The sequence below is a fragment of the Escherichia sp. AM3 genome, from assembly GCF_032029835.1.
Lineage (GTDB): Bacteria > Pseudomonadota > Gammaproteobacteria > Enterobacterales > Enterobacteriaceae > Escherichia > Escherichia coli.
Genome location: NZ_JAVUPQ010000015.1, coordinates 46,157 through 71,458, shown reverse-complemented (window position 1 = coordinate 71,458; position 25,302 = coordinate 46,157). Strand labels below are relative to the sequence as shown.

Here is a 25,302-nt window from a genome sequence, read left to right as displayed (position 1 = left end):
TGGAGATTTCCCCCTATTGGACTCATTTTCAGGTTATACCCCATGTCATCACTGAATATTAAACAGGGAAGTGACGCTCATTTTCCCGATTATCCTCTGGCGTCGCCCAGTAATAATGAAATTGATTTACTTAATCTAATCTCAGTTTTATGGCGGGCCAAAAAAACGGTCATGGCGGTCGTTTTTGCGTTTGCCTGCGCAGGCTTGCTGATCTCTTTCATCCTGCCGCAAAAATGGACCAGCGCGGCGGTTGTCACGCCTCCAGAACCTGTTCAGTGGCAAGAGTTGGAGAAATCATTCACTAAGCTTCGTGTGCTGGATCTGGATATCAAAATTGATCGTACAGAAGCATTTAACCTGTTTATCAAGAAGTTTCAGTCGGTTAGCTTGCTGGAAGAGTACCTGCGTTCATCACCTTATGTGATGGACCAATTAAAAGAGGCGAAAATCGACGAACTGGATTTGCATCGCGCAATTGTCGCATTGAGCGAAAAAATGAAAGCGGTTGATGACAATGCCAGTAAGAAAAAAGATGAACCGTCACTGTATACCTCCTGGACGCTAAGTTTTACCGCGCCAACCAGTGAAGAGGCGCAGACCGTTTTGAGCGGGTATATCGATTATATCTCTACGTTGGTGGTGAAAGAGTCGCTAGAAAACGTCCGTAATAAACTGGAGATCAAAACCCAGTTTGAAAAAGAAAAACTGGCTCAGGATCGCATTAAAACGAAAAATCAACTTGATGCAAACATTCAGCGCCTCAATTATTCACTCGACATTGCCAACGCGGCAGGAATTAAAAAGCCCGTTTACAGTAATGGTCAGGCCGTTAAAGATGACCCCGATTTTTCTATTTCTCTCGGTGCAGACGGTATTGAACGCAAACTGGAAATAGAAAAAGCGGTCACTGACGTTGCGGAACTGAACGGTGAATTACGTAATCGGCAGTATCTTGTCGAGCAATTAACAAAAGCACATGTCAACGATGTGAATTTTACGCCGTTTAAATATCAGTTAAGCCCGTCATTGCCAGTGAAAAAAGACGGTCCGGGTAAGGCGATTATTGTGATCCTTTCCGCGTTGATCGGCGGGATGGTGGCTTGTGGTGGCGTGCTGTTGCGCTATGCGATGGCATCCAGAAAACAGGATGCCATGATGGCAGACCACTTAGTTTAACTATTTGCGGTTGAAGGTGCCGTTCGTCCGAGCGGCACCACAAGCGGCGTTCCGGCAACTGGATCGTCAATGATCATGCAGCGCAGACCATAAATGCGCTCAATCAGTTCAGCAGTGACAATCTCCTTCGGCGCTCCCTGAGCAACAATTTTCCCTTCCCGCAATGCAATCAAATGGCTGGCGTAACGACAGGCCTGATTAAGATCGTGCAGCACCGCCGCCAGGGTATAGCCTTTTTCGCGGTTCAGTTCGCTTAACAACTCCAGCAAATCAATCTGATGACTGATATCCAGCCAGGTCGTGGGTTCGTCGAGCAGCATAATTGCCGTTTCCTGGGCCAGCACCATCGCGATCCACGCTCGCTGGCGTTGTCCGCCAGAAAGGGTATCCACGCTTTGATCTGCCAGATGAGTTATTCCCGTGGCCTGCATTGCTTTCGTTACCGCTTCTTCATCCTCTTTGCGCCAGCGGGTAAACAGCGGTTGATGCGGATAACGTCCACGCGCCACCAGCTCCTGCACGGTGATATCGCCCGGCGTGGTAGCATTTTGCGCCAACAGACCAATCCGGCGTGCAACCTCTTTACTGGCGTAATGTTGAATGTGCTCGCCATCCAGCCAGACATGCCCATGAGCAGGCGTCATCAGGCGGCTTAAGGTACGCAGTAACGTGGATTTACCGCAGCCATTTGGCCCGATAATTGCCGTGAAGTGACCATCAGGTATTTCTACAGTCAGATTTTCCGCAACGGTATATTTGCCATATCCCAGGGTTAACTGTTCGCCGCGCAAACGGGCTACTGATTCGGTCATTTTTTGCGAGACTCCTGAATTAACAAGACGATAAGGTAAATACCGCCGAGGCTGACGGTAACGACGCCAACCGGAAGTTGATACGGCATAAACAGTTGTTGGGCGCAGAGATCGGCCGCCAGCAGTAACAGCGCCCCGCATAGCGCCGCCTGGGTTAGCCCCCAGCGAGCGGTGCCGCTAATGCGTCGGGCAATGTGCGGTGCGACTAAAGCAATAAAGGAAATCGGCCCGGCAAGCGCTGTTGCCGCAGCGGTAAGCACCACTGCAACCAGCATCATTAACAGACGCGAACGTTCGACGCTGACGCCCAGCGCACACGCGGTATCATCGCCCATTTCCAGCAAGCGCATCCGGCGTACCAGTAAGGCGGCGGCAATGAGCATCAATATAATGATGGGTGCGGAAGGCGAGGTTTTTGCCCACGTCAGGCCGTTGAGCGATCCGGCATTCCACAAACCTGCTGTTAGCGCCGTTTCTAAAGACGCTTTCAGCAACAGCCAGGTATTAAAGGCCACCAGCATGGCGCGAACGCCGATACCGATAATAATCAACCGAAAGGTGTCGATGCCGTTGCTCCAGGCGAGCAGCCAGACCAGCAGCGAAGTGACAATGCCGCCCACCATTGCTGACAGCGCGATAGCCGTCAGGTCCTGACCAAACAGCACCATCGCCACCAGCACGCCGCTCCACGCCCCGGTGTTAAAGCCCATTACGTCAGGGCTGCCGAGCGGGTTACGCATCAGCGACTGAAAAATCGCGCCACTGACGCCCAGTGCTGCGCCAATCAACAGCGCCATCAGCACGCGTGGTAAACGCCATTCGGTGACCACCATCGTCATACTGCGCGGCGCATCGCCCATCAGCGCGGCGAATACCTGCGAGGTTTCCAGCGTGACGGCACCGCTGCGTAATCCCCAGATACCTGCAACCACACAGGCGGAAACCAGCAGCAAACAGGTGATGAGTAATCGGCGAGAGACGTAAATCATGCACCACCTCGCGTTTTACGTCGCACGAGGAAGATCAGCACCGGTGCACCAATAAACGCACTGACCACAGAAACGCGCAGTTCGCCGGGCACAATCACCCGCCCGATGATATCGGCAAACAGCAGCAGGGCAGGGGTAGCAAGTAGCGTGACGGGCAGCGACCAGCGATGATCGGCACCCACCAGCCAACGCGCCATATGCGGCATCATCAGGCCAATAAAGGCAATCGGGCCAACTACTGCCGTCGCACTACCACAAAGCACGGTAATCGCCAGCAGACCAATCAACTGTGTGCGCGCCACGCGACTGCCCAGCGCCGTCGCGGTGTCGCTGCCGAGGCTCAAACTGTTCAGCGCGCGACTCAGTAATAGCGCAGTTGCTCCGGCGATCAGCACCGGGATCAGCACCACTTTTAAGGTATGTAGATTGCGAATATCCAGCGAACCGGCTTGCCAGAAACGCAACTGATCGTAGACGTCAGGATTAAGCAGGGCGATGCCGCTGGTCAGTCCTTCCAGCACCGCCGCCAGCGCCACGCCCGCCAGGGTTAAACGCACCGGACTTAACTGCCCGCCGCCCTGACTGCCGGTAAAGGCAACAATCAATGAGGCCACCAGCGCCCCGGCGAAGGCCATCGCCAGTTGTTCCTGCGCGGAAGAGTAACCAAACAGCGCCGCACCCAGCACAATGGCAAAGCTGGCTCCGGCGTTCACGCCAAGCAAGCCGGGGTCGGCAAGTGGGTTTCGGGTGAGGGTTTGCATTAACGCCCCGGCAAGGCCAAGCGCGCCGCCTGCCAGTAAACCGGCAAGGGTACGCGGCAGCCGCGCGTCGAGCACGATGGTGCAGTCGGCGCTCTGGCAGGTGCCGGAGAAGGCCTCCAGCACTACGGAAGCGGGGAGTGATTTTGCCCCAATGAGCAGGCTTAATGCCGTCGCGATAATCAGTAATAACAGCAATCCGGGCACGGCAATGGCGCGTGTCACGGCAACAGAACCAGACATACGAACTTCCATGATAATGAAATTAATTATCGTTATCGATCTTATTTGGATATGTTAGCATGTGCAGCCTAAGAATAGGTATTTAAAATATTTGATGGCAAGGCATTGTAATGAATAAACAATCCTGGCTGCTTAACCTCAGCCTGTTGAAAACGCACCCGGCGTTTCGCGCAGTATTCCTCGCTCGTTTCATCTCAATTGTGTCTCTGGGTTTGCTCGGCGTCGCGGTGCCGGTGCAGATCCAGATGATGACACATTCCACCTGGCAGGTGGGGCTTTCGGTGACGCTGACCGGCGGCGCGATGTTTGTTGGCCTGATGGTCGGCGGTGTGCTGGCGGATCGCTATGAGCGCAAAAAAGTGATTTTGCTGGCGCGCGGCACCTGTGGCATTGGCTTCATTGGACTGTGCCTTAATGCACTGCTGCCGGAGCCGTCATTGCTGGCAATCTATTTACTTGGTTTATGGGATGGTTTTTTCGCATCGCTTGGCGTTACGGCGCTATTGGCGGCGACACCAGCACTGGTAGGGCGTGAAAACTTAATGCAGGCCGGGGCGATCACCATGTTGACCGTGCGTCTGGGGTCGGTGATTTCGCCCATGATTGGCGGTTTATTGCTGGCGACCGGTGGCGTAGCCTGGAACTACGGGCTGGCGGCGGCGGGCACGTTTATTACCTTGCTACCGTTGTTAAGCCTTCCGGCGTTGCCACCGCCACCGCAGCCGCGTGAGCATCCGTTGAAATCATTACTGGCAGGATTTCGTTTTCTGCTTGCCAGCCCGCTGGTGGGCGGGATTGCGCTGCTGGGTGGTTTATTGACGATGGCGAGCGCGGTGCGGGTACTGTATCCGGCGCTGGCTGACAACTGGCAGATGTCAGCGGCACAGATTGGTTTTCTCTACGCGGCGATCCCGCTCGGCGCGGCTATTGGTGCGTTAACCAGCGGGAAGCTGGCACATAGTGCGCGACCAGGGTTATTGATGCTGCTCTCCACGCTGGGATCGTTCCTCGCCATTGGTCTGTTTGGCCTGATGCCGATGTGGATTTTAGGCGTGGTTTGTCTGGCGCTGTTCGGCTGGTTGAGTGCGGTCAGCTCGTTGCTGCAATACACAATGCTGCAAACGCAAACCCCGGAAGCGATGTTAGGGCGGATTAACGGTTTGTGGACGGCGCAGAACGTGACGGGCGATGCCATAGGCGCGGCGCTGCTGGGTGGTTTGGGCGCGATGATGACACCGGTTGCTTCCGCAAGCGCGAGCGGTTTTGGTTTGTTGATTATCGGCGTGTTGTTATTGCTGGTGCTGGTGGAGTTGCGACATTTTCGCCAGACGCCGCCGCAGGTGACAGCGTCCGACAGTTAATGCTTAAAACAGCGCCTTAAGCCTATCCAGCACTTGCATGGCGCTGTAGTAATCCAGACGGAACGTCTCGGTTCCCAGCGCATAAACCTGCTTGTTTTGTACTGCAGGCAGGTGCGCGAGCAGCGGATTAGCATAAATAGCATCGGCATCTTTCTGATCACCGGCGAACAGGAATAGTGACTCGCCATTTAACCCTGCAGCCAGATTTTCCCCACCAAGCTGAATGATGTCATGGCGTTTACCCTGACTTTGGCTGGCATTTAACCCTGCGGGTAACTTCGCCAGCGTAAAGCCGAGTTGTTCCAGCATCTGCCCTTGTGCTGATTCTGGCGTCCAGAGATTGGCACTGTGTGCAGCGGCAGTATAGACAATGGCAGTGACCGGCTGCGGCGGTAATTTGATTTGCTCTTTCGCCGCCGCCAGTTGCTTATCAAACTGCGCAATCCGCTCTGCCGCTTGTTTCTCATGCCCGGTAATTTCGCCAAGCTGCGTTAACAGCGACTGCCAGCTTTTGTCGTCGTAATTGATGATTAATGTCGGGGCGATGGTGGAAAGCTGATCATACAGCGCCAGCGCCGAATCCCCGCCAGTTGCGCTAATTAAAATCAGATCCGGCATTTGCGCGGCAACGGCTTCGGCGCTCGGTTCGCCGATATAGAGCCGTTGCAGTTTGCGTTCTTTCGCCACCTTGCTCCACTGGCGTAAAAAGCCCTGGTCATCCGCGACGCGGTTATTTGGCGTGGTCGCGCCGCTGGCGATCACTGGTGCATCAATCGCCAGCAGTGAGCCGGTCAGGGTGACGCTGGTGGAAACAATACGCTGCGGCTGGCTTTCCAGTGTATGTGTGCCACGGCTGTCAGTAATCTGACGCGGCCAGTCAGCGGCCTGAACTGCGGCTATTCCTGAAAGCAAAAGTCCTGTTAATAGAAGGGCGTTGCGGTAGAGCGGGGCGAGTCTCACAAATCAGCTTCCTGTTATTAATAAGGTTAAGGGCGTAATGACAAATTCGACAAAGCGCACAATCCGTCCCCTCGCCCCTTTGGGGAGAGGGTTAGGGTGAGGGGAACAGCCAGCACTGGTGCGAACATTAACCCTCACCCCAGCCCTCACCCTGGAAGGGAGAGGGGGCAGAACGGCGCAGGACATCACATTGCGCTTATGCGAATCCATCAATAATGCTTCTCATTTTCATTGTAACCACAACCAGATGCAACCCCGAGTTGCAGATTGCGTTACCTCAAGAGTTGACATAGTGCGCGTTTGCTTTTAGGTTAGCGACCGAAAATATAAATGATAATCATTATTAAAGCCTTTATCATTTTGTGGAGGATGATATGGATACGTCACTGGCTGAGGAAGTACAGCAGACCATGGCAACACTTGCGCCCAATCGCTTTTTCTTTATGTCGCCGTACCGCAGTTTTACGACGTCAGGATGTTTCGCCCGCTTCGATGAACCGGCTGTGAACGGGGATTCGCCCGACAGTCCCTTCCAGCAAAAACTCGCCGCGCTGTTTGCCGATGCCAAAGCGCAGGGCATCAAAAATCCGGTGATGGTCGGGGCGATTCCCTTCGATCCACGTCAGCCTTCGTCGCTGTATATTCCTGAATCCTGGCAGTCGTTCTCCCGTCAGGAAAAACAAGCTTCCGCACGCCGTTTCACCCGCAGCCAGTCGCTGAATGTGGTGGAACGCCAGGCAATTCCGGAGCAAACCACGTTTGAACAGATGGTTGCCCGCGCCGCCGCACTTACCGCCACGCCGCAGGTCGACAAAGTGGTGTTGTCACGGTTGATTGATATCACCACTGACGCCGCCATTGATAGTGGCGTATTGCTGGAACGGTTGATTGCGCAAAACCCGGTTAGTTACAACTTCCATGTTCCGCTGGCTGATGGTGGCGTCCTGCTGGGGGCCAGCCCGGAACTGCTGCTACGTAAAGACGGCGAGCGTTTTAGCTCCATTCCGTTAGCCGGTTCCGCGCGTCGTCAGCCGGATGAAGTGCTCGATCGCGAAGCAGGTAATCGTCTGCTGGCGTCAGAAAAAGATCGCCATGAACATGAACTGGTGACTCAGGCGATGAAAGAGGTACTGCGCGAACGCAGTAGTGAGTTACACGTTCCTTCTTCTCCACAGCTGATCACCACGCCGACGCTGTGGCATCTCGCAACTCCCTTTGAAGGTAAAGCGAATTCGCAAGAAAACGCACTGACTCTGGCCTGTCTGCTGCATCCGACCCCCGCGCTGAGCGGTTTCCCGCATCAGGCCGCGACCCAGGTTATTGCTGAACTGGAACCGTTCGACCGCGAACTGTTTGGCGGCATTGTGGGTTGGTGTGACAGCGAAGGTAACGGCGAATGGGTGGTGACCATCCGCTGCGCGAAGCTGCGGGAAAATCAGGTGCGTCTGTTTGCCGGAGCGGGGATTGTGCCTGCGTCGTCACCGTTGGGTGAGTGGCGCGAAACAGGCGTCAAACTTTCTACCATGTTGAACGTTTTTGGATTGCATTAAGGAGCGAGGATGAGCATTCCATTCACCCGCTGGCCGGAAGAGTTTGCCCGTCGCTATCGGGAAAAAGGCTACTGGCAGGATTTGCCGCTGACCGACATTCTGACGCGACATGCTGCGAGTGACAGCATCGCGGTTATCGACGGCGAGCGACAGTTGAGTTATCGGGAGCTGAATCAGGCGGCGGATAACCTCGCGTGTAGTTTACGCCGTCAGGGCATTAAACCTGGTGAAACCGCGCTGGTACAACTGGGTAACGTCGCTGAATTGTATATTACCTTTTTCGCGCTGCTGAAACTGGGCGTTGCGCCGGTGCTGGCGTTGTTCAGCCATCAGCGTAGTGAACTGAACGCCTATGCCAGCCAGATTGAACCCGCATTGCTGATTGCCGATCGCCAACATGCGCTGTTTAGCGGGGATGATTTCCTCAATACTTTCGTCACAGAACATTCCTCCATTCGCGTGGTGCAACTGCTCAACGACAGCGGTGAGCATAACTTGCAGGATGCGATTAACCATCCGGCTGAGGATTTTACTGCCACGCCATCACCTGCTGATGAAGTGGCCTATTTCCAGCTTTCCGGTGGCACCACCGGCACACCGAAACTGATCCCGCGCACTCATAACGACTACTACTACAGCGTGCGTCGTAGCGTCGAGATTTGTCAGTTCACACAACAGACACGCTACCTGTGCGCGATCCCGGCGGCTCATAACTACGCCATGAGTTCGCCAGGATCGCTGGGCGTCTTTCTTGCCGGAGGAACGGTTGTTCTGGCGGCCGATCCCAGCGCCACGCTCTGTTTCCCATTGATTGAAAAACATCAGGTTAACGTTACCGCGCTGGTGCCACCCGCAGTCAGCCTGTGGTTGCAGGCGCTGATCGAAGGCGAAAGCCGGGCGCAGCTTGCCTCGCTGAAACTGTTACAGGTCGGCGGCGCACGTCTTTCTGCCACCCTTGCGGCGCGTATTCCCGCTGAGATTGGCTGTCAGTTGCAGCAGGTGTTTGGCATGGCGGAAGGGCTGGTGAACTACACCCGACTTGATGATAGCGCGGAGAAAATTATCCATACCCAGGGTTACCCAATGTGTCCGGATGACGAAGTATGGGTTGCCGATGCCGAAGGAAATCCACTGCCGCAAGGGGAAGTCGGACGCCTGATGACGCGCGGGCCGTACACCTTCCGCGGCTATTACAAGAGTCCACAGCACAATGCCAGCGCCTTTGATGCCAACGGTTTTTACTGTTCCGGCGATCTGATCTCTATTGATCCAGAGGGTTACATCACCGTGCAGGGGCGCGAGAAAGATCAGATTAACCGTGGCGGCGAGAAGATCGCTGCCGAAGAGATCGAAAACCTGCTGCTGCGCCACCCGGCGGTGATCTACGCCGCACTGGTGAGCATGGAAGATGAGCTGATGGGCGAAAAAAGCTGCGCTTATCTGGTGGTAAAAGAGCCGCTGCGCGCGGTGCAGGTGCGTCGTTTCCTGCGTGAACAGGGTATTGCCGAATTTAAATTACCGGATCGCGTGGAGTGTGTGGATTCACTTCCGCTGACGGCGGTCGGGAAAGTCGATAAAAAACAATTACGTCAGTGGCTGGCGTCACGCGCATCAGCCTGAAGGAGAGAACACGATGGCTATTCCAAAATTACAGGCTTACGCACTGCCGGAGTCTCACGATATTCCGCAGAATAAAGTTGACTGGGCCTTTGAACCGCAACGTGCCGCGTTGTTAATCCATGATATGCAGGACTATTTTGTCAGCTTCTGGGGCGAGAACTGCCCGATGATGGAGCAGGTGAGCGCGAATATTGCTGCGCTGCGCGACTACTGCAAACAGCACAATATCCCGGTTTATTACACCGCCCAGCCGAAAGAGCAGAGCGATGAAGATCGGGCGCTGTTGAATGATATGTGGGGGCCGGGCCTGACCCGCTCGCCGGAACAGCAAAAGGTGGTGGATCGCCTGACGCCAGATGCCGACGACACGGTGCTGGTGAAGTGGCGCTACAGCGCGTTTCATCGTTCTCCGCTGGAGCAAATGCTGAAAGAGAGTGGACGTAACCAGCTGATTATTACCGGGGTATATGCCCACATTGGCTGTATGACCACCGCAACCGACGCATTTATGCGCGATATTAAACCGTTTATGGTGGCGGATGCGCTGGCCGATTTCAGCCGTGACGAGCATTTGATGTCGCTGAAATATGTGGCCGGACGTTCTGGCCGGGTGGTGATGACTGAAGAATTACTGCCAGCACCTATCCCCGCCAGCAAAGCGGCGCTGCGTGAGGTGATCCTGCCGTTGCTGGACGAGTCCGATGAACCGTTCGATGACGACAACCTGATCGACTACGGTCTGGATTCGGTGCGCATGATGGCGCTGGCGGCGCGCTGGCGCAAAGTGCATGGTGATATCGACTTTGTCATGCTGGCGAAAAACCCGACCATCGACGCCTGGTGGAAGCTACTCTCCCGCGAGGTGAAATAATGGATTTCAGCGGTAAAAATGTCTGGGTAACCGGCGCAGGTAAAGGTATCGGCTACGCCACGGCGCTGGCGTTTGTTGAGGCGGGAGCGAAAGTTACAGGTTTTGATCAAGCGTTCACTCAGGAGCAATATCCCTTTGCGACCGAAGTGATGGATGTTGCCGACGCTGCGCAGGTCGCGCAAGTGTGTCAGCGACTGTTAGCTGAAACGGAGCGACTGGACGCGCTGGTCAATGCGGCGGGAATTTTACGCATGGGCGCGACCGATCAGCTCAGTAAAGAGGACTGGCAGCAGACTTTTGCGGTTAACGTCGGCGGTGCGTTTAACCTGTTCCAGCAAACCATGAACCAGTTTCGCCGTCAGCGGGGCGGGGCGATTGTCACTGTGGCGTCCGACGCCGCGCACACGCCGCGTATTGGCATGAGTGCTTATGGCGCATCGAAAGCGGCGCTGAAAAGCCTGGCGTTGAGCGTCGGGCTGGAACTGGCGGGTAGCGGCGTGCGCTGTAATGTGGTTTCGCCTGGCTCCACCGACACCGATATGCAACGCACGCTGTGGGTGAGCGATGACGCCGAAGAACAGCGTATTCGCGGCTTTGGCGAGCAGTTTAAACTCGGCATTCCGCTGGGGAAAATCGCCCGTCCACAAGAGATCGCCAACACGATTTTGTTCCTCGCCTCTGACCTCGCCAGCCATATTACCCTACAGGATATTGTGGTCGATGGCGGCTCAACGCTGGGGGCATAAGCATGATCTGGAAACGCCATTTAACGCTCGACGAACTGAACGCCACCAGCGATAACACAATGGTGGCGCATCTGGGAATTGTGTATACCCGTCTGGGCGATGATGTGCTGGAAGCCGAAATGCCGGTTGATACCCGTACTCATCAGCCGTTCGGTTTACTACATGGCGGCGCGTCGGCGGCGCTGGCGGAAACGCTGGGATCGATGGCCGGATTTATGATGACCCGCGACGGACAGTGTGTGGTAGGCACAGAACTTAATGCAACACACCATCGCCCGGTGTCTGAGGGAAAGGTACGCGGCGTCTGCCAGCCGCTGCATCTTGGTCGGCAAAATCAGAGCTGGGAAATCGTCGTTTTCGATGAACAGGGGCGGCGTTGCTGCACTTGTCGGCTGGGTACGGCAGTTTTGGGATGAACCCGACAGAATTAGATGAGATTGCAGGAAAACTCGGTTAACGGAGTGATCGAGTTAACATTGTTAAGTTAAATATTGGTTTCAACTCCGATTTACATGGTTGCTGTGTTGTTAAATTGTACAAAGATGTTATAGAAACAAAATGTAACATCTCTATGGACACGCACACGGATAACAACTATGAACAAATCAGGGAAATACCTCGTCTGGACAGTGCTCTCTGTAATGGGAGCATTTGCTCTGGGATACATTGCTTTAAATCGTGGGGAACAGATCAACGCGCTGTGGATTGTGGTGGCGTCGGTCTGTATCTATCTGATCGCTTACCGTTTTTATGGGCTGTATATCGCCAAAAATGTGCTGGCGGTTGACCCGACGCGTATGACGCCAGCGGTGCGCCATAACGACGGGCTGGACTATGTGCCGACGGACAAGAAAGTGCTGTTCGGTCACCATTTTGCGGCCATTGCCGGAGCAGGTCCGCTGGTGGGGCCGGTACTGGCGGCGCAAATGGGCTACCTGCCGGGGATGATCTGGCTGCTCGCTGGGGTGGTTCTCGCCGGTGCGGTGCAGGATTTCATGGTACTGTTTGTTTCTACGCGCCGTGACGGTCGCTCGCTGGGTGAGCTGGTCAAAGAAGAGATGGGGCCAACCGCCGGGGTGATTGCGCTGGTGGCCTGCTTTATGATCATGGTCATTATCCTTGCAGTGCTGGCGATGATCGTGGTGAAAGCCCTGACTCATAGCCCGTGGGGAACATATACCGTTGCGTTCACCATTCCGCTGGCGCTGTTTATGGGGATCTACCTGCGCTATCTGCGTCCGGGGCGTATTGGCGAAGTGTCGGTCATCGGTCTGGTATTCCTGATTTTCGCCATTATCTCTGGCGGCTGGGTGGCAGAAAGTCCGACCTGGGCACCGTACTTTGACTTTACCGGCGTGCAGTTGACCTGGATGCTGGTGGGTTACGGTTTTGTGGCGGCGGTGCTGCCGGTGTGGTTACTGCTGGCCCCGCGTGACTACCTCTCTACCTTCCTGAAAATCGGGACTATCGTCGGTCTGGCGGTAGGCATTTTGATTATGCGCCCGACGCTGACCATGCCTGCGCTGACCAAATTTGTCGATGGCACTGGCCCGGTATGGACCGGTAACCTGTTCCCGTTCCTGTTTATCACCATCGCCTGTGGCGCGGTGTCTGGCTTCCATGCGCTGATCTCTTCTGGGACCACGCCGAAGATGCTGGCGAACGAAGGGCAGGCGTGCTTTATCGGCTACGGTGGGATGTTAATGGAATCCTTCGTGGCGATTATGGCGCTGGTTTCCGCCTGTATCATCGATCCGGGCGTGTATTTTGCCATGAACAGCCCGATGGCGGTGCTGGCTCCGGCAGGGACGGCGGATGTGGTCGCTTCTGCCGCGCAGGTGGTGAGTAGCTGGGGCTTTAGCATTACACCAGATACGCTAAACCAGATTGCCAGCGAAGTGGGTGAACAGTCGATCATTTCCCGTGCGGGCGGTGCGCCGACGCTGGCGGTGGGGATGGCCTACATTCTGCACGGCGCGCTGGGCGGCATGATGGATGTGGCGTTCTGGTATCACTTCGCCATTTTGTTTGAAGCACTGTTTATTCTGACGGCGGTGGATGCAGGTACGCGTGCTGCGCGCTTTATGTTGCAGGATCTGCTGGGCGTGGTGTCTCCTGGCCTGAAGCGGACCGATTCACTGCCTGCTAACCTGCTGGCAACAGCGCTGTGCGTACTGGCGTGGGGCTACTTCCTCCATCAGGGCGTGGTCGATCCGCTGGGCGGCATTAACACTCTGTGGCCGCTGTTTGGTATTGCCAACCAGATGCTGGCAGGGATGGCGCTGATGCTCTGTGCCGTGGTGTTGTTCAAGATGAAACGTCAACGTTACGCCTGGGTGGCGCTGGTACCAACGGCCTGGCTGCTGATTTGTACCCTGACCGCAGGCTGGCAGAAAGCGTTTAGCCCGGATGCGAAAGTCGGCTTCCTGGCCATTGCTAATAAGTTCCAGGCAATGATCGACAGCGGCAATATTCCGTCGCAGTATACTGAGTCACAGCTGGCGCAACTGGTGTTCAACAACCGTCTGGATGCCGGGTTAACCATCTTCTTTATGGTGGTCGTGGTGGTTCTGGCACTGTTCTCGATTAAGACGGCACTGGCGGCATTGAAAGATCCGAAGCCAACGGCGAAAGAAACGCCGTATGAACCAATGCCGGAAAATGTCGAGGAGATCGTGGCGCAGGCAAAAGGCGCACACTAAAGTCAGAGTGAGGGGGGGATGTTGGCGAATGTTGGCTTAGTGCCCAGGGTTCCCTCTCACCCTAACCCTCTCCCCGGTGGGGCGAGGGGACTGACCGAGCGCGTTGATAGCATTTGTAGGCCGGATAAGGCGTTCACGCCGCATCCGGCACTCTTTCAGCAACATGGTTAGCGGAGGCCAAGATGTTTGATTCACTGGCAAAAGCCGGAAAATATTTAGGTCAGGCGGCGAAGCTGATGATTGGTATGCCTGATTACGACAACTATGTCGAACATATGCGGGTTAACCATCCCGATCAAACGCCGATGACCTACGAAGAGTTTTTCCGTGAGCGGCAGGACGCGCGCTACGGTGGAAAAGGCGGCGCGCGCTGCTGCTAAATTTGTACGTCAGGCTTTAAACGATTCCACTTTTTTGAACGCTGCACGCAACGTATCTGGTGTCAGCGTGACTGGCAGGTAATGAATGGACTCCACCGGACGCAGGGTGTGGGCAATCACTTTGTCGATCTCCGCCTGATTATTGATATCCACTTCCAGCTCCGCCAGTGTAGTCGGCAGATGAAAACGCTGATACGCTCCAGTTAATTGCGCCAGCACATCATCCTGACCCAGCAAGGCGCTTTGCACCAGAATTCCGTAGGCGACTTTGGTGCCGTGGAGAAACTTCTCGGTTTGCGGCAGCACGGTCAGACCGTTATGCACGGCATGAGCTGCCGCCACACGCGTAAAACGATCGCCCAGACCACCAACCATCCCACCACCAGCAATAATAGCATCCACCACATCGCAAAATGATTGCGTTAACTGTTGATTTTGCTGATCGCTCAGCGCCTGTTCGCTACTGTTTAACAAGACGTCGCGAATGGCTTGCGCATTATTGATCCCCAGTCGCACGGTTAGCGGCAACGTTTCTGGTTGCGGAGCCAGCACCACCGCTTCATACCATTTCGCCAGCGTGTCACCGATCCCCGCCAGCAGATATTGTTGCGGTGCATTGAGGATAATCTCCGGTTCCACCAGCACCATAAAATTGGCGTCGTCGAAAATCTCATAATGCAGCGCCTGTCCGGCATCATTATACCAGACGGAGAGCGGTGTCCAGGCGGCGCAGGTGGCGGCGATCGTCGGAACGGCAACAAACGGCAGACCGAGACGGCGGGCGAGGGCTTTCGCGGTGTCGAGCAGTGCACCGCCACCGACGCCAATCACCACGCTGCGGTCGTCACCGGACTCAGCCGCCAGTTGTTGTACATCGCTTTCGCTGCAATGACCGCGAAACAAAATATGCTTTGCCCCTGGCAGTCCAAACGCTGGCGGAAGTTTGGTTTGCGCCGCAGCAATGGCGCGTTTGCCGTAGATCCACACCGCGCGAGAAAGTTGTTCATCAGTGAAAAAATCGTGCAGGTGATTGAAACTTCCTGGATGTGAAAAGTAGTTAGCCGGGCCGACGACCACGCGGATAGGATTGTGAGGCATGTTGTGTTGTCCTTATTGTTTTATTTAGACATCTAAACGTCTTGATTGCCAAATACTAGCATCGTGTTATAGTGCCTTCAACACGCAACTTCGTCAGGTACAATAAAAATGACAAATAACCCTCTGATTCCACAAAGCAAACTTCCACAACTTGGCACCACTATTTTCACCCAGATGAGCGCGCTGGCGCAGCAACACCAGGCGATTAACCTGTCGCAAGGCTTTCCTGATTTTGATGGTCCGCGCTATTTACAGGAGCGGCTGGCGCACCACGTTGCACAGGGGGCAAACCAATACGCGCCCATGACCGGCGTGCAGGCCTTGCGCGAGGCGATTGCTCAGAAAACGGAACGTTTGTATGGCTATCAACCAGATGCCGATAGCGATATCACCGTAACGGCAGGGGCGACGGAAGCGTTATACGCGGCGATTACCGCACTGGTGCGCAATGGCGATGAAGTGATTTGTTTTGATCCCAGCTATGACAGTTACGCCCCCGCCATCGCGCTTTCTGGGGGAATAGTGAAGCGTATGGCACTGCAACCACCGCATTTTCGCGTTGACTGGCAGGAATTTGCCGCATTATTAAGCGAGCGCACCAGACTGGTGATCCTCAACACTCCGCATAACCCCAGTGCAACTGTCTGGCAGCAGGCTGATTTCGCCGCTTTGTGGCAGGCGATCGCCGGGCACGAGATTTTTGTCATTAGCGATGAAGTCTACGAGCACATCAACTTTTCACAACAGGGCCATGCCAGTGTGCTGGCGCATCCGCAGCTGCGTGAGCGGGCAGTGGCGGTTTCTTCATTTGGCAAGACCTATCATATGACCGGCTGGAAAGTGGGTTATTGTGTTGCGCCAGCGCCCATCAGCGCCGAAATTCGCAAGGTACATCAGTATCTGACCTTTTCGGTGAATACCCCGGCACAGCTGGCGCTTGCTGATATGCTACGTGCAGAACCTGAGCATTATCTTGCGTTACCGGACTTTTATCGCCAGAAGCGCGATATTCTGGTGAATGCTTTAAATGAAAGCCGGCTGGAGATTTTACCGTGTGAAGGTACATACTTTTTGCTGGTGGATTACAGCGCGGTTTCTACCCTGGATGATGTTGAGTTTTGCCAGTGGCTGACGCAGGAGCACGGCGTAGCGGCGATTCCGCTGTCGGTGTTTTGCGCCGATCCCTTCCCACATAAACTGATTCGTCTCTGTTTTGCCAAGAAGGAATCGACGTTGCTGGCAGCAGCTGAACGCCTGCGCCAGCTTTAGCTATTTAACCGTCCAGGCGCGGGAATATTGACGGTCGGCAAACAACTCTTGCAGGCCGTTAATTTGCTTCAGGCGCAGCACTTCGTCGCTGTCCATTCCCAGCTCTTTGCCAATTTTATTATCGTCCCATCCCAACTGGCTAAGTTCACGGACGATTTCCGACATGGCGGTGATTTGATGGCGTCCACGAGCGCGATTATGACGAATAGTCGCGGCGATGCGTTGATTACGCGTACCTTCCAGACAGGTCACCGGCAAATAACCTTTTAAGCGTAATTTTAATGATGATGAGCCTTTACCAATTTCATGGCGGTGAAAACCATCCACGATTTCCATGGCATTTTTATCCGTATGTGTGACCACAATGGGTTGGGTAAAACCATCTATTTCAATGGATTTTTGCAGCAGTTTTTTTTCGGGTGGTGCCACGTTGTTTGGGTTGTAATCATTAGGCATAAGTTGGCTGTTTTTAACCCACAGAACGCAATCCACTGGCTCTTCACGAAAGGGGCTAACCTGATGGATCGCCATGCGGATTTCATTAATCGCTTTGATGCGATCATCTTCCGGCAAGCTGGCGAGAAATTGCGTTAAATCCTGCGTTAATCGTTGTTGCATAGTATCCCCCATTCCTGACGTTTTCCTTTTATCCGTTCGTTATAACGCTGATAGTTCTTCGATTTTGTGGGGCTAAATGATAATGCCCGACACCAGTAATCGTTATTGAGTAAAACTTTGCATATCCGCCGCCAGGAGGGGATATCTTTCGCGCCAATGTCCCCTTGCTGGGTTTGTGGAACCTCGATGCCTTTTTTCTGATACCAGTGCAAATAAATGGCGATTTTATTGCGGTAATGCTCAGCTGTTTTTTCCGGCATGCTATTGAGCAGCAATAATGCATATTCTTGCCAGTCTAAATGTTCTGGCTTGAGGATTTTCCGATGCCCATAGAAATGATTGTCATGTCCGGCGTAAATGCCGCCACTTTTTACCCCGCTGACTCGTGCGCACATAGCAGCCCAGCGATCCGGTTCGATAACGTGATAGAGCCATAATCCTTGTCGTTGCTCCGGGCCAAAAGGTTCGCAAATTCGCATATGACGCAGAGGAACGCCTGCCTGATACATTAGGTTATACAGTGGGTTGCAGAGACTTTGATGATTTGCATACCAGGTCCAGATATCAGCCACTTTCCAGTCGTAAATGGGGTAAATGTACCAGCTATGACCGCCTGGTGCGGCCGTAGTCCAGGGTTTATCGTCGGCAAAACGTTGTTTATTTAAACTGGCGATGGCGACAAAACGGTTGTAGGACTCATCCGCACGGATGCCGATCATCATCGCCGCCGGACGTTTTTGTGAAAACCATTCGGCAAACTCACGTACAAATTGTTCGAAGGTCATGCCTGGCTGGTAAAAGGAGAAAAAGTCAGGGTCGGTTATCGCATCTTGGAGAGGTTGACGTACCCATTCGACATCAGGTTCCCAGCACTGCCATTCGGGTTGGTATTGTGAAAGGGAATTTTGCGTCGTAAGCGGGAGCGCAACCCAGTAAAACTCTTCGATGACATCGGTGTACAACTCGCGCAGGGACTGAACATAGTTAATGGTGCAAGAGAATTGCGCCTCCCAGTCGATAAACAAAACGCAGATTTTTTTGCCCATTTGTCGGGCAAGTTCGGCTGTCAGATGCAGCATTAAACCAGAGTCTTTGCCGCCAGAAAATGAGACACAAACGCGGGGTAGGGTATTGAGTGTCCAGGTAATACGCTCTCGTGCAGCTTCCAGAATATTGAGCGGAAGAGGAATTTTATAAATAGACATCTGAAGACGCTCTCTGAACGTTACAGGGTGATCAGTGAGATAAGTCTGTTAATTATAAAGTAAACACTGTAAAGCAGAGTGTTTTATTTTTCATTCGCGCTGTGAATAAATAGATGAAAGTTATAGTAGCTGTCTGTAGTTATATATCAAAAACTCTCATTTAGACGGTCAATAAATCGGGAGAACACCAAATTATTTAAAGAAGATTTATTATAGGAAATGTAAAGCTTTATTGAAGGTAACGGATGTTCTAGTTTTATCTCTTTTAAGTTAAGAAAGTCACGGTAGGAATTATAAAGTTCATAGGGGGCTATTCCCAGTAAATCTGTAACTGCAATGCTATTAATGATTGTCAGCAAAGAGGAACCACGAAATGAGATTTTGCGATTCATAAATCTCTCGTCTATTTCCATTTGAATATCATCAACCCCTGCTGATTTAGATATTAATTGGGTGAACTCTTCTGCCATAATTTGTTCATAAGTGCTATTGTCAGTAATTCGTGGATGCCTATTACTACAAATTAGAGTATTGCGAATCGTATGCAATGGCATGCAAATGACGGAACGGCTGATCACTGGCATTTGGGTGATCACCAGATCGGCTTTGCGGTGAACCAACAGTTCTTCAGCATTCTCTGCTGACATGAGGATATCATGGCACTCAATCTCGACAGAGGAATCTTGCCGTAGGCAGCGGATCAGCATACTATTATTAGAGCAAGAAATGAGCTGAGGGCCGTAGATAATAAAGTTTTTCTTTAGTTCGGACTTATTGACTATATTAATTGTTTGTTCAAGGCCTCTGAGATTTTTCTCAAGATGGTGATGCAGATTTAACCCTGTTGTCGTCGGCGCGATACCTTTTCCTGAGCGAATGAATAAAGGGTCATTAAATTGCGCACGTAAGCGTTGTAACGACTGGCTCACGGCTGATGGGGTGATATATAGTGATTCAGCAGCTTTGCTAATGCTTAAATGCTGGTAAATACACTCAAATATGACAAGAAGATTTAAGTCGAACTTTTTCAAGTCGTAGAGATTGGCCATACACTACTCCGGTTATATTTTTCTTCCATGATATATTCACTTAATCAATGTTTTTTGCGTATATATTTTTATTGATTATGTTTTTTTGCTTAACTCAGGATTAAGTTTTTCTAAAATAGCACAGCCACTTAGGGCAGAGCGAGCAATTCATGCTTTTTTAGGATGGTTGAAAAGCAGGGATATAGTTCAACCATCCATGAATTACCTTTTATTTATTCCCCATAATGATATTAAGCGTTTTCTGATCGGGCAACCCCACGGCCTGTTGTAGCGTATTTTCCTTACTCATGTAATAGATAGCCGGCGTGACATTTGCCCCCAGATCGTCCATCAGTTTCTCATTGTCACTTAACACTTTCATTTGCTCTGTACTTACGTTTGCAGGCACGTTTAGCTTAAGCTTGCCACCAGAGGCTTCATATTGTTGCCAGGTTTTTGCGGGATCTTTGGAGGCAAGAATTGCCGCTGCTGTCGCCGGGCTTTCTGGCTTGATAACCCCAACCAACAATGTTCTTAATTGCACTTTGCCAGAATCTACCCACGGGCGCGCCTGCTGCCAGAACTGTTTACAATATGGGCAGAACGGATCGGCGAAGACGTAGACAATGACCGGCGCATCTTTTTTACCGTCGAGGAGCCAGTGGGATTGTTCCATCCGTTGCCACATTTCGCGTCCGGCTGGTGCGTAAATTTCTTTTTCGATAAGTGTGTTACTCAGGTTTTCACCTTTCTCGTTGTACATGTAACCAGAGATAGCGTGCTTACCATCTGGAGTCAGGTAGATGGTGACGCCCATATCCTGATACTTTCCGAGATAACCTTTCATTCCTCCGGGGGCATCGAATGTTTTGATGATTGTAATGCCCTGTTTTTCAATCGCTTTTACTGGAGCAGGAAGTTCCTCTGCGAAGGCGATTGCAGGAAGCAGAGCCAGTAAAAGTATCTTTTTTAACATTAATTTGTCCTTTTCAGTCAGTGCAAAAGTCGAGTAAAAGGCATAACCTATCACTGTCATAGGTAAGAGCTTAGATCAGGTGATTGCCCTTTGTTTATGAGGGTGTTGTAATCCATGTCGTTGTTGCATTTGTAAGGGCAACACCTCAGCCTGCAGGCAGGCACTGAAGATACCAAAGGGTAGTTCAGATTACACGGTCACCTGGAAAGGGGGCCATTTTACTTTTTATCGCCGCTGGCGGTGCAAAGTTCACAAAGTTGTCTTACGAAGGTTGTAAGGTAAAACTTATCGATTTGATAATGGAAACGCATTAGCCGAATCGGCAAAAATTGGTTACCTTACATCTCATCGAAAACACGGAGGAAGTATAGATGTCCTTGATTAACACCAAAATTAAACCTTTTAAAAACCAGGCATTCAAAAACGGCGAATTCATCGAAATCACCGAAAAAGATACCGAAGGCCGCTGGAGCGTCTTCTTCTTCTACCCGGCTGACTTTACTTTCGTATGCCCGACCGAACTGGGTGACGTTGCTGACCACTACGAAGAACTGCAGAAACTGGGCGTAGACGTATACGCAGTATCTACCGATACTCACTTCACCCACAAAGCATGGCACAGCAGCTCTGAAACCATCGCTAAAATCAAATATGCGATGATCGGCGACCCGACTGGCGCCCTGACCCGTAACTTCGACAACATGCGTGAAGATGAAGGTCTGGCTGACCGTGCGACCTTCGTTGTTGACCCGCAGGGTATCATCCAGGCAATCGAAGTTACCGCTGAAGGCATTGGCCGTGACGCGTCTGACCTGCTGCGTAAAATCAAAGCAGCACAGTACGTAGCTTCTCACCCAGGTGAAGTTTGCCCGGCTAAATGGAAAGAAGGTGAAGCAACTCTGGCTCCGTCTCTGGACCTGGTTGGTAAAATCTAAATTTCCTTCGTCTTTCACGCCATAGCGGCGTTGGCGTCGCCCGCTCACCCCGGTCACTTACTTGTGTAAGCTCCCGGGGATTCACAGGCTAGCCGCCTTGCTCTGACGCGAAATACTTCGGAAATTCACCTAATTCTTCGGGTGCTGCGGCACCCGATTTTCTTCCCCGCACCATGATGCAAGCTGCATCCAGGTAGCCGCAGAGGCCGCTTGCATGATGATGTTTAAAGCCCAGGAGATAAACATGCTCGACACAAATATGAAAACTCAACTCAAGGCTTACCTTGAGAAATTGACCAAGCCTGTTGAGTTAATTGCCACGCTGGATGACAGCGCTAAATCGGCAGAAATCAAGGAACTGTTGGCTGAAATCGCAGAACTGTCAGACAAAGTCACCTTTAAAGAAGATAACAGCTTGCCGGTGCGTAAGCCGTCTTTCCTGATCACCAACCCAGGTTCCAACCAGGGGCCACGTTTTGCAGGCTCCCCGCTGGGCCACGAGTTCACCTCGCTGGTACTGGCGTTGCTGTGGACCGGTGGTCATCCGTCGAAAGAAGCGCAGTCTCTGCTGGAGCAGATTCGCCATATTGACGGTGATTTTGAATTCGAAACCTATTACTCGCTCTCTTGCCACAACTGCCCGGACGTGGTGCAGGCGCTGAACCTGATGAGCGTACTGAACCCGCGCATCAAGCACACTGCAATTGACGGCGGCACCTTCCAGAACGAAATCACCGATCGCAACGTGATGGGCGTTCCGGCAGTGTTCGTAAACGGGAAAGAGTTTGGTCAGGGCCGCATGACGTTGACTGAAATCGTTGCCAAAATTGATACTGGCGCGGAAAAACGTGCGGCAGAAGAGCTGAACAAGCGTGATGCTTATGACGTATTAATCGTCGGTTCCGGCCCGGCGGGTGCAGCGGCAGCAATTTACTCCGCACGTAAAGGCATCCGTACCGGTCTGATGGGCGAACGTTTTGGTGGTCAGATCCTCGATACCGTTGATATCGAAAACTACATTTCTGTACCGAAGACTGAAGGGCAGAAGCTGGCAGGCGCACTGAAAGTTCACGTTGATGAATACGACGTTGATGTGATCGACAGCCAGAGCGCCAGCAAACTGATCCCAGCAGCAGTTGAAGGTGGTCTGCATCAGATTGAAACAGCTTCTGGCGCGGTACTGAAAGCACGCAGCATTATCGTGGCGACCGGTGCAAAATGGCGCAACATGAACGTTCCGGGCGAAGATCAGTATCGCACCAAAGGCGTGACCTACTGCCCGCACTGCGACGGCCCGCTGTTTAAAGGCAAACGCGTAGCGGTTATCGGCGGCGGTAACTCCGGCGTGGAAGCGGCAATCGACCTGGCGGGTATCGTTGAGCACGTAACTCTGCTGGAATTTGCGCCAGAAATGAAAGCCGACCAGGTGCTGCAGGACAAACTGCGCAGCCTGAAAAACGTCGACATTATTCTGAATGCGCAAACCACGGAAGTGAAAGGCGACGGCAGCAAAGTCGTTGGTCTGGAATATCGAGATCGTGTCAGCGGCGATATTCACAACATCGAACTGGCCGGTATTTTCGTCCAGATTGGTCTGCTGCCGAACACCAACTGGCTGGAAGGCGCAGTCGAACGTAACCGCATGGGTGAGATTATCATTGATGCGAAATGCGAAACCAACGTCAAAGGCGTATTCGCAGCGGGTGACTGTACGACGGTTCCGTACAAGCAGATCATCATCGCCACTGGCGAAGGTGCCAAAGCCTCTCTGAGTGCTTTTGACTACCTGATTCGCACCAAAACTGCATAAGAAGAAGTAAGATTCACCTGCAATTGCTTAGCCGCCGGGGTCAAACCTGGCGGCTTTTTTATGGCATTAAAAAGCCCTGCCGGGATGGCTCCGGGCAGGGCGGGATATTTATTCTGGCAATTAACGCACAACCAGCACCGGCAGATTGGCATGGCGGATCACGCTCGAGGCGTTAGAACCTAACAGATGGGTCGAAATCGATGGGTTGCGAGAACCAATAACTACAACATCAGCCCCCAGTTCTTCTGCCAACTCATTGACTTCATCCCGCACGCTACCAAAACGGACATGTTGTTTAATGCGGGAAGGATCGATGGTGAAGTGGCTGACCATCGTTTGCAGACGTTCTTCTGCTTCATGTTGCAGATGCTCTTCAAAACGACGCACATCAGCGGCAAAACGGTGCAGGCTCAGGCTGGCTGACCCGGGTAGTACGTGAAGTAGATGAATAACTCCGTCATCCTGGGCGAGGAATTCAGCGTGGCGAACAGCTTTGTCGCTCAATTCCATTTCAAATACATCAACTGGCATAATGATTGTCTTATACATAACCCTTTCTCCCTGTTAATCATGAACAAATCATTCGCCATGATTATAATATTTATCCCTGATATTTGTCTGGTTCTTTTTCCTTACGAACGGTTTCTGTGATTAATATATTCTCACTGAACACCAGGAATTCTCCCAAAACCTGCGGTACCGCCCGTTTTCCCGCTGTGATAGCTACCCTTAAAGACTGACTCTTTTTTGAACTGTCTCTGGAGGTTGCATGAAAGCATTGACTTATCACGGCCCACATCACGTTCAGGTAGAAAATGTTCCCGATCCGGGCGTTGAACAGGCAGATGATATTATTCTGCGTATTACGGCAACGGCGATCTGTGGCTCTGACCTCCATCTTTATCGAGGCAAAATACCTCAGGTTAAACATGGCGATATTTTTGGTCATGAATTTATGGGGGAAGTAGTTGAAACCGGAAAGGACGTAAAAAATTTGCAAAAAGGCGACCGAGTGGTAATTCCGTTCGTCATTGCTTGTGGCGACTGTTTTTTCTGTCGATTGCAACAATATGCCGCCTGCGAAAATACCAATGCGGGTAAAGGCGCTGCGCTCAATAAAAAACAGATACCAGCTCCAGCGGCATTGTTTGGTTATAGTCACCTGTATGGCGGCGTTCCTGGTGGGCAGGCGGAATATGTCCGCGTCCCTAAAGGGAATGTGGGGCCGTTTAAAGTACCGCCTTTGCTTTCAGATGATAAAGCGCTTTTCCTTTCTGATATTCTGCCAACGGCATGGCAGGCAGCAAAAAATGCGCAGATCCAACAAGGTTCAAGCGTTGCAGTCTATGGTGCTGGTCCTGTGGGATTGTTGACAATCGCCTGTGCACGGTTGCTCGGTGCGGAACAGATTTTTGTTGTTGATCATCATCCCTACCGCTTGCATTTCGCCGCCGACCGCTACGGCGCGATCCCGATTAATTTTGATGAAGACAGCGATCCGGCACAGTCAATTATTGAACAAACGGCAGGTCACCGGGGCGTGGATGCAGTAATAGACGCCGTCGGTTTTGAAGCGAAAGGCAGCACCACGGAAACGGTGCTGACTAACCTGAAACTGGAGGGCAGCAGCGGTAAAGCGTTGCGTCAGTGTATTGCGGCGGTCAGGCGTGGCGGCATTGTTAGCGTACCGGGCGTCTACGCTGGATTTATTCACGGTTTCCTGTTTGGCGACGCCTTTGATAAAGGGTTGTCGTTTAAAATGGGACAGACCCACGTTCACGCATGGCTGGGAGAATTATTACCGTTAATTGAGAAAGGATTACTGAAACCAGAAGAAATTGTTACCCACTATATGCCGTTTGAAGAGGCCGGCCGGGGATATGAGATTTTCGAAAAACGTGAAGAGGAGTGCCGTAAGGTGATTCTGGTACCCGGTGCACAAAACGCAGAGGCGGCGCAGAAGGCGGTTTCAGGTCTGGTGAATGCGATGCCGGGGGGAACAATATGATCGTCAGGAGTGGTTTTCGAGGTAAAGGACAGCCATGACGATAATCGCCGCCATAATCAGAAATCCTATCAGGATGTAAAATGCTTCTGCCATGGTTATTCCCACAAACGAAACGGAATAATTTTGCAGCAAAAGTGAACAGTGAGAACCAGGAAAAATTGCTGATTTTGCGTAAAGAGGATGCGAG

At 52.4% G+C, this 25,302-nt stretch carries 24 protein-coding genes; 13 read left to right on the top strand and 11 right to left on the bottom strand.

All coding sequences use genetic code 11. The annotated features are described in order from the left end of the window. Positions 1–42 precede the first annotated feature (42 nt). Positions 43–1,176: an LPS O-antigen length regulator Wzz(fepE) gene (gene wzz(fepE), locus RTW80_RS08970; protein ID WP_000096692.1), complete on the top strand. Its 1,134-nt coding sequence runs from the start codon at positions 43–45 to the stop codon at positions 1,174–1,176. Here the strand turns inward: wzz(fepE) and fepC are convergent. The 3 genes from fepC to fepD are packed head-to-tail and all read right to left on the bottom strand — an operon-like array spanning position 1,173 to position 3,978. Continuing rightward, positions 1,173–1,988, bottom strand: coding sequence for an iron-enterobactin ABC transporter ATP-binding protein (gene fepC, locus RTW80_RS08965; protein ID WP_000140647.1), 816 nt, complete (start codon positions 1,986–1,988; stop codon positions 1,173–1,175). The two genes, wzz(fepE) and fepC, sit on opposite strands and share 4 nt — an antisense overlap. Next, the gene (gene fepG, locus RTW80_RS08960) at positions 1,985–2,977 is read right to left on the bottom strand and encodes an iron-enterobactin ABC transporter permease (RefSeq protein ID WP_032247974.1); all 993 of its coding nucleotides are present in this window, start codon (positions 2,975–2,977) and stop codon (positions 1,985–1,987) included. Before fepG ends, fepC begins: the two co-directional genes overlap by 4 nt. After that, the gene (fepD, locus tag RTW80_RS08955; RefSeq protein ID WP_001298899.1) at positions 2,974–3,978 is read right to left on the bottom strand and encodes a Fe(3+)-siderophore ABC transporter permease; all 1,005 of its coding nucleotides are present in this window, start codon (positions 3,976–3,978) and stop codon (positions 2,974–2,976) included. The genes fepG and fepD overlap by 4 nt, the downstream gene beginning before the upstream one ends. Positions 3,979–4,088: 110 nt before the next feature. Here fepD and entS point away from each other — a divergent pair, with 110 nt between their 5' ends. Next, entirely contained in the window at positions 4,089–5,339 is a 1,251-nt protein-coding gene (gene entS / locus RTW80_RS08950) for an enterobactin transporter EntS (protein ID WP_001041786.1), read from the top strand. 3 nt (positions 5,340–5,342) lie between these two features. On the opposite strand, the gene fepB is transcribed toward entS, so the two are convergent. Then, positions 5,343–6,299, bottom strand: a complete 957-nt coding sequence (gene fepB, locus RTW80_RS08945) for a Fe2+-enterobactin ABC transporter substrate-binding protein (RefSeq protein WP_001234311.1) — start codon at positions 6,297–6,299, stop codon at positions 5,343–5,345. Between the two features lie 374 nt (positions 6,300–6,673). On the opposite strand from fepB, the gene entC reads away from it, so the two are divergent. The 7 genes from entC to RTW80_RS08910 all read left to right on the top strand — a co-directional run bounded on the left by entC (position 6,674) and on the right by RTW80_RS08910 (position 14,168). Next, complete coding sequence (gene entC, locus RTW80_RS08940; protein WP_000381303.1) at positions 6,674–7,849, top strand: isochorismate synthase EntC; 1,176 nt, start codon at positions 6,674–6,676, stop codon at positions 7,847–7,849. A gap of 9 nt (positions 7,850–7,858) precedes the next feature. Beyond that, positions 7,859–9,469 carry a (2,3-dihydroxybenzoyl)adenylate synthase EntE gene (gene entE / locus RTW80_RS08935; RefSeq protein WP_000026812.1) on the top strand — a complete coding sequence of 537 codons (1,611 nt, stop codon included), beginning with the start codon at positions 7,859–7,861 and terminating at the stop codon, positions 9,467–9,469. 13 nt (positions 9,470–9,482) lie between these two features. Next, positions 9,483–10,340, top strand: a complete 858-nt coding sequence (entB, locus tag RTW80_RS08930; protein WP_033548624.1) for an enterobactin biosynthesis bifunctional isochorismatase/aryl carrier protein EntB — start codon at positions 9,483–9,485, stop codon at positions 10,338–10,340. Next, positions 10,340–11,086: a 2,3-dihydro-2,3-dihydroxybenzoate dehydrogenase EntA gene (gene entA, locus RTW80_RS08925; RefSeq protein WP_000347651.1), complete on the top strand. Its 747-nt coding sequence runs from the start codon at positions 10,340–10,342 to the stop codon at positions 11,084–11,086. Before entB ends, entA begins: the two co-directional genes overlap by 1 nt. Before the next feature lie 2 nt (positions 11,087–11,088). Then, positions 11,089–11,502 carry a proofreading thioesterase EntH gene (gene entH / locus RTW80_RS08920; RefSeq protein WP_000637953.1) on the top strand — a complete coding sequence of 138 codons (414 nt, stop codon included), beginning with the start codon at positions 11,089–11,091 and terminating at the stop codon, positions 11,500–11,502. Positions 11,503–11,682: 180 nt separating this feature from the next. After that, positions 11,683–13,788 (top strand): pyruvate/proton symporter CstA, encoded by a 2,106-nt coding sequence (gene cstA / locus RTW80_RS08915; RefSeq protein ID WP_001043156.1) that lies wholly within the window; start codon positions 11,683–11,685, stop codon positions 13,786–13,788. Between the two features lie 182 nt (positions 13,789–13,970). After that, the gene (locus tag RTW80_RS08910; protein WP_000460431.1) at positions 13,971–14,168 is read left to right on the top strand and encodes a YbdD/YjiX family protein; all 198 of its coding nucleotides are present in this window, start codon (positions 13,971–13,973) and stop codon (positions 14,166–14,168) included. Positions 14,169–14,177: 9 nt separating this feature from the next. On the opposite strand, the gene hcxA is transcribed toward RTW80_RS08910, so the two are convergent. Continuing rightward, a complete protein-coding gene (gene hcxA, locus RTW80_RS08905) occupies positions 14,178–15,266 on the bottom strand; it encodes a hydroxycarboxylate dehydrogenase HcxA (RefSeq protein ID WP_001120441.1) in 1,089 nt (362 codons plus the stop codon). Between the two features lie 108 nt (positions 15,267–15,374). Here hcxA and ybdL point away from each other — a divergent pair, with 108 nt between their 5' ends. Continuing rightward, on the top strand, positions 15,375–16,535 hold the full coding sequence (gene ybdL / locus RTW80_RS08900; RefSeq protein ID WP_000183907.1) for a methionine-oxo-acid transaminase: 1,161 nt from the start codon (positions 15,375–15,377) through the stop codon (positions 16,533–16,535). Here the strand turns inward: ybdL and RTW80_RS08895 are convergent, their stop codons facing one another. The 4 genes from RTW80_RS08895 to dsbG form a co-directional block, all read right to left on the bottom strand. After that, positions 16,536–17,165 (bottom strand): IbrB-like domain-containing protein, encoded by a 630-nt coding sequence (locus tag RTW80_RS08895; RefSeq protein WP_000502945.1) that lies wholly within the window; start codon positions 17,163–17,165, stop codon positions 16,536–16,538. Then, complete coding sequence (locus RTW80_RS08890) at positions 17,138–18,358, bottom strand: phosphoadenosine phosphosulfate reductase (RefSeq protein ID WP_000029805.1); 1,221 nt, start codon at positions 18,356–18,358, stop codon at positions 17,138–17,140. Before RTW80_RS08890 ends, RTW80_RS08895 begins: the two co-directional genes overlap by 28 nt. Before the next feature lie 146 nt (positions 18,359–18,504). Further along, positions 18,505–19,407 carry a DNA-binding transcriptional repressor CitR gene (gene citR / locus RTW80_RS08885; protein ID WP_032247749.1) on the bottom strand — a complete coding sequence of 301 codons (903 nt, stop codon included), beginning with the start codon at positions 19,405–19,407 and terminating at the stop codon, positions 18,505–18,507. A 208-nt stretch (positions 19,408–19,615) separates the two neighbouring features. After that, on the bottom strand, positions 19,616–20,362 hold the full coding sequence (gene dsbG / locus RTW80_RS08880) for a thiol:disulfide interchange protein DsbG (RefSeq protein ID WP_000913829.1): 747 nt from the start codon (positions 20,360–20,362) through the stop codon (positions 19,616–19,618). A gap of 371 nt (positions 20,363–20,733) precedes the next feature. Between dsbG and ahpC the strand changes: the two genes are divergently transcribed. Both ahpC and ahpF read left to right on the top strand, forming a co-directional pair. Beyond that, positions 20,734–21,297 (top strand): alkyl hydroperoxide reductase subunit C, encoded by a 564-nt coding sequence (gene ahpC / locus RTW80_RS08875; RefSeq protein WP_000052796.1) that lies wholly within the window; start codon positions 20,734–20,736, stop codon positions 21,295–21,297. A gap of 244 nt (positions 21,298–21,541) precedes the next feature. Further along, complete coding sequence (gene ahpF, locus RTW80_RS08870) at positions 21,542–23,107, top strand: alkyl hydroperoxide reductase subunit F (protein ID WP_000887629.1); 1,566 nt, start codon at positions 21,542–21,544, stop codon at positions 23,105–23,107. A 120-nt stretch (positions 23,108–23,227) separates the two neighbouring features. On the opposite strand, the gene uspG is transcribed toward ahpF, so the two are convergent. Next, positions 23,228–23,656, bottom strand: a complete 429-nt coding sequence (uspG, locus tag RTW80_RS08865; protein ID WP_000278505.1) for a universal stress protein UspG — start codon at positions 23,654–23,656, stop codon at positions 23,228–23,230. 220 nt (positions 23,657–23,876) lie between these two features. Between uspG and RTW80_RS08860 the strand changes: the two genes are divergently transcribed. Next, positions 23,877–25,115 (top strand): zinc-dependent alcohol dehydrogenase, encoded by a 1,239-nt coding sequence (locus RTW80_RS08860; protein ID WP_000646174.1) that lies wholly within the window; start codon positions 23,877–23,879, stop codon positions 25,113–25,115. Between the two features lie 3 nt (positions 25,116–25,118). Here RTW80_RS08860 and yldA read toward each other — a convergent pair whose 3' ends face one another. After that, complete coding sequence (gene yldA / locus RTW80_RS08855) at positions 25,119–25,208, bottom strand: small membrane protein YldA (RefSeq protein WP_000796528.1); 90 nt, start codon at positions 25,206–25,208, stop codon at positions 25,119–25,121. Between the last annotated feature and the right edge of the window lie 94 nt (positions 25,209–25,302).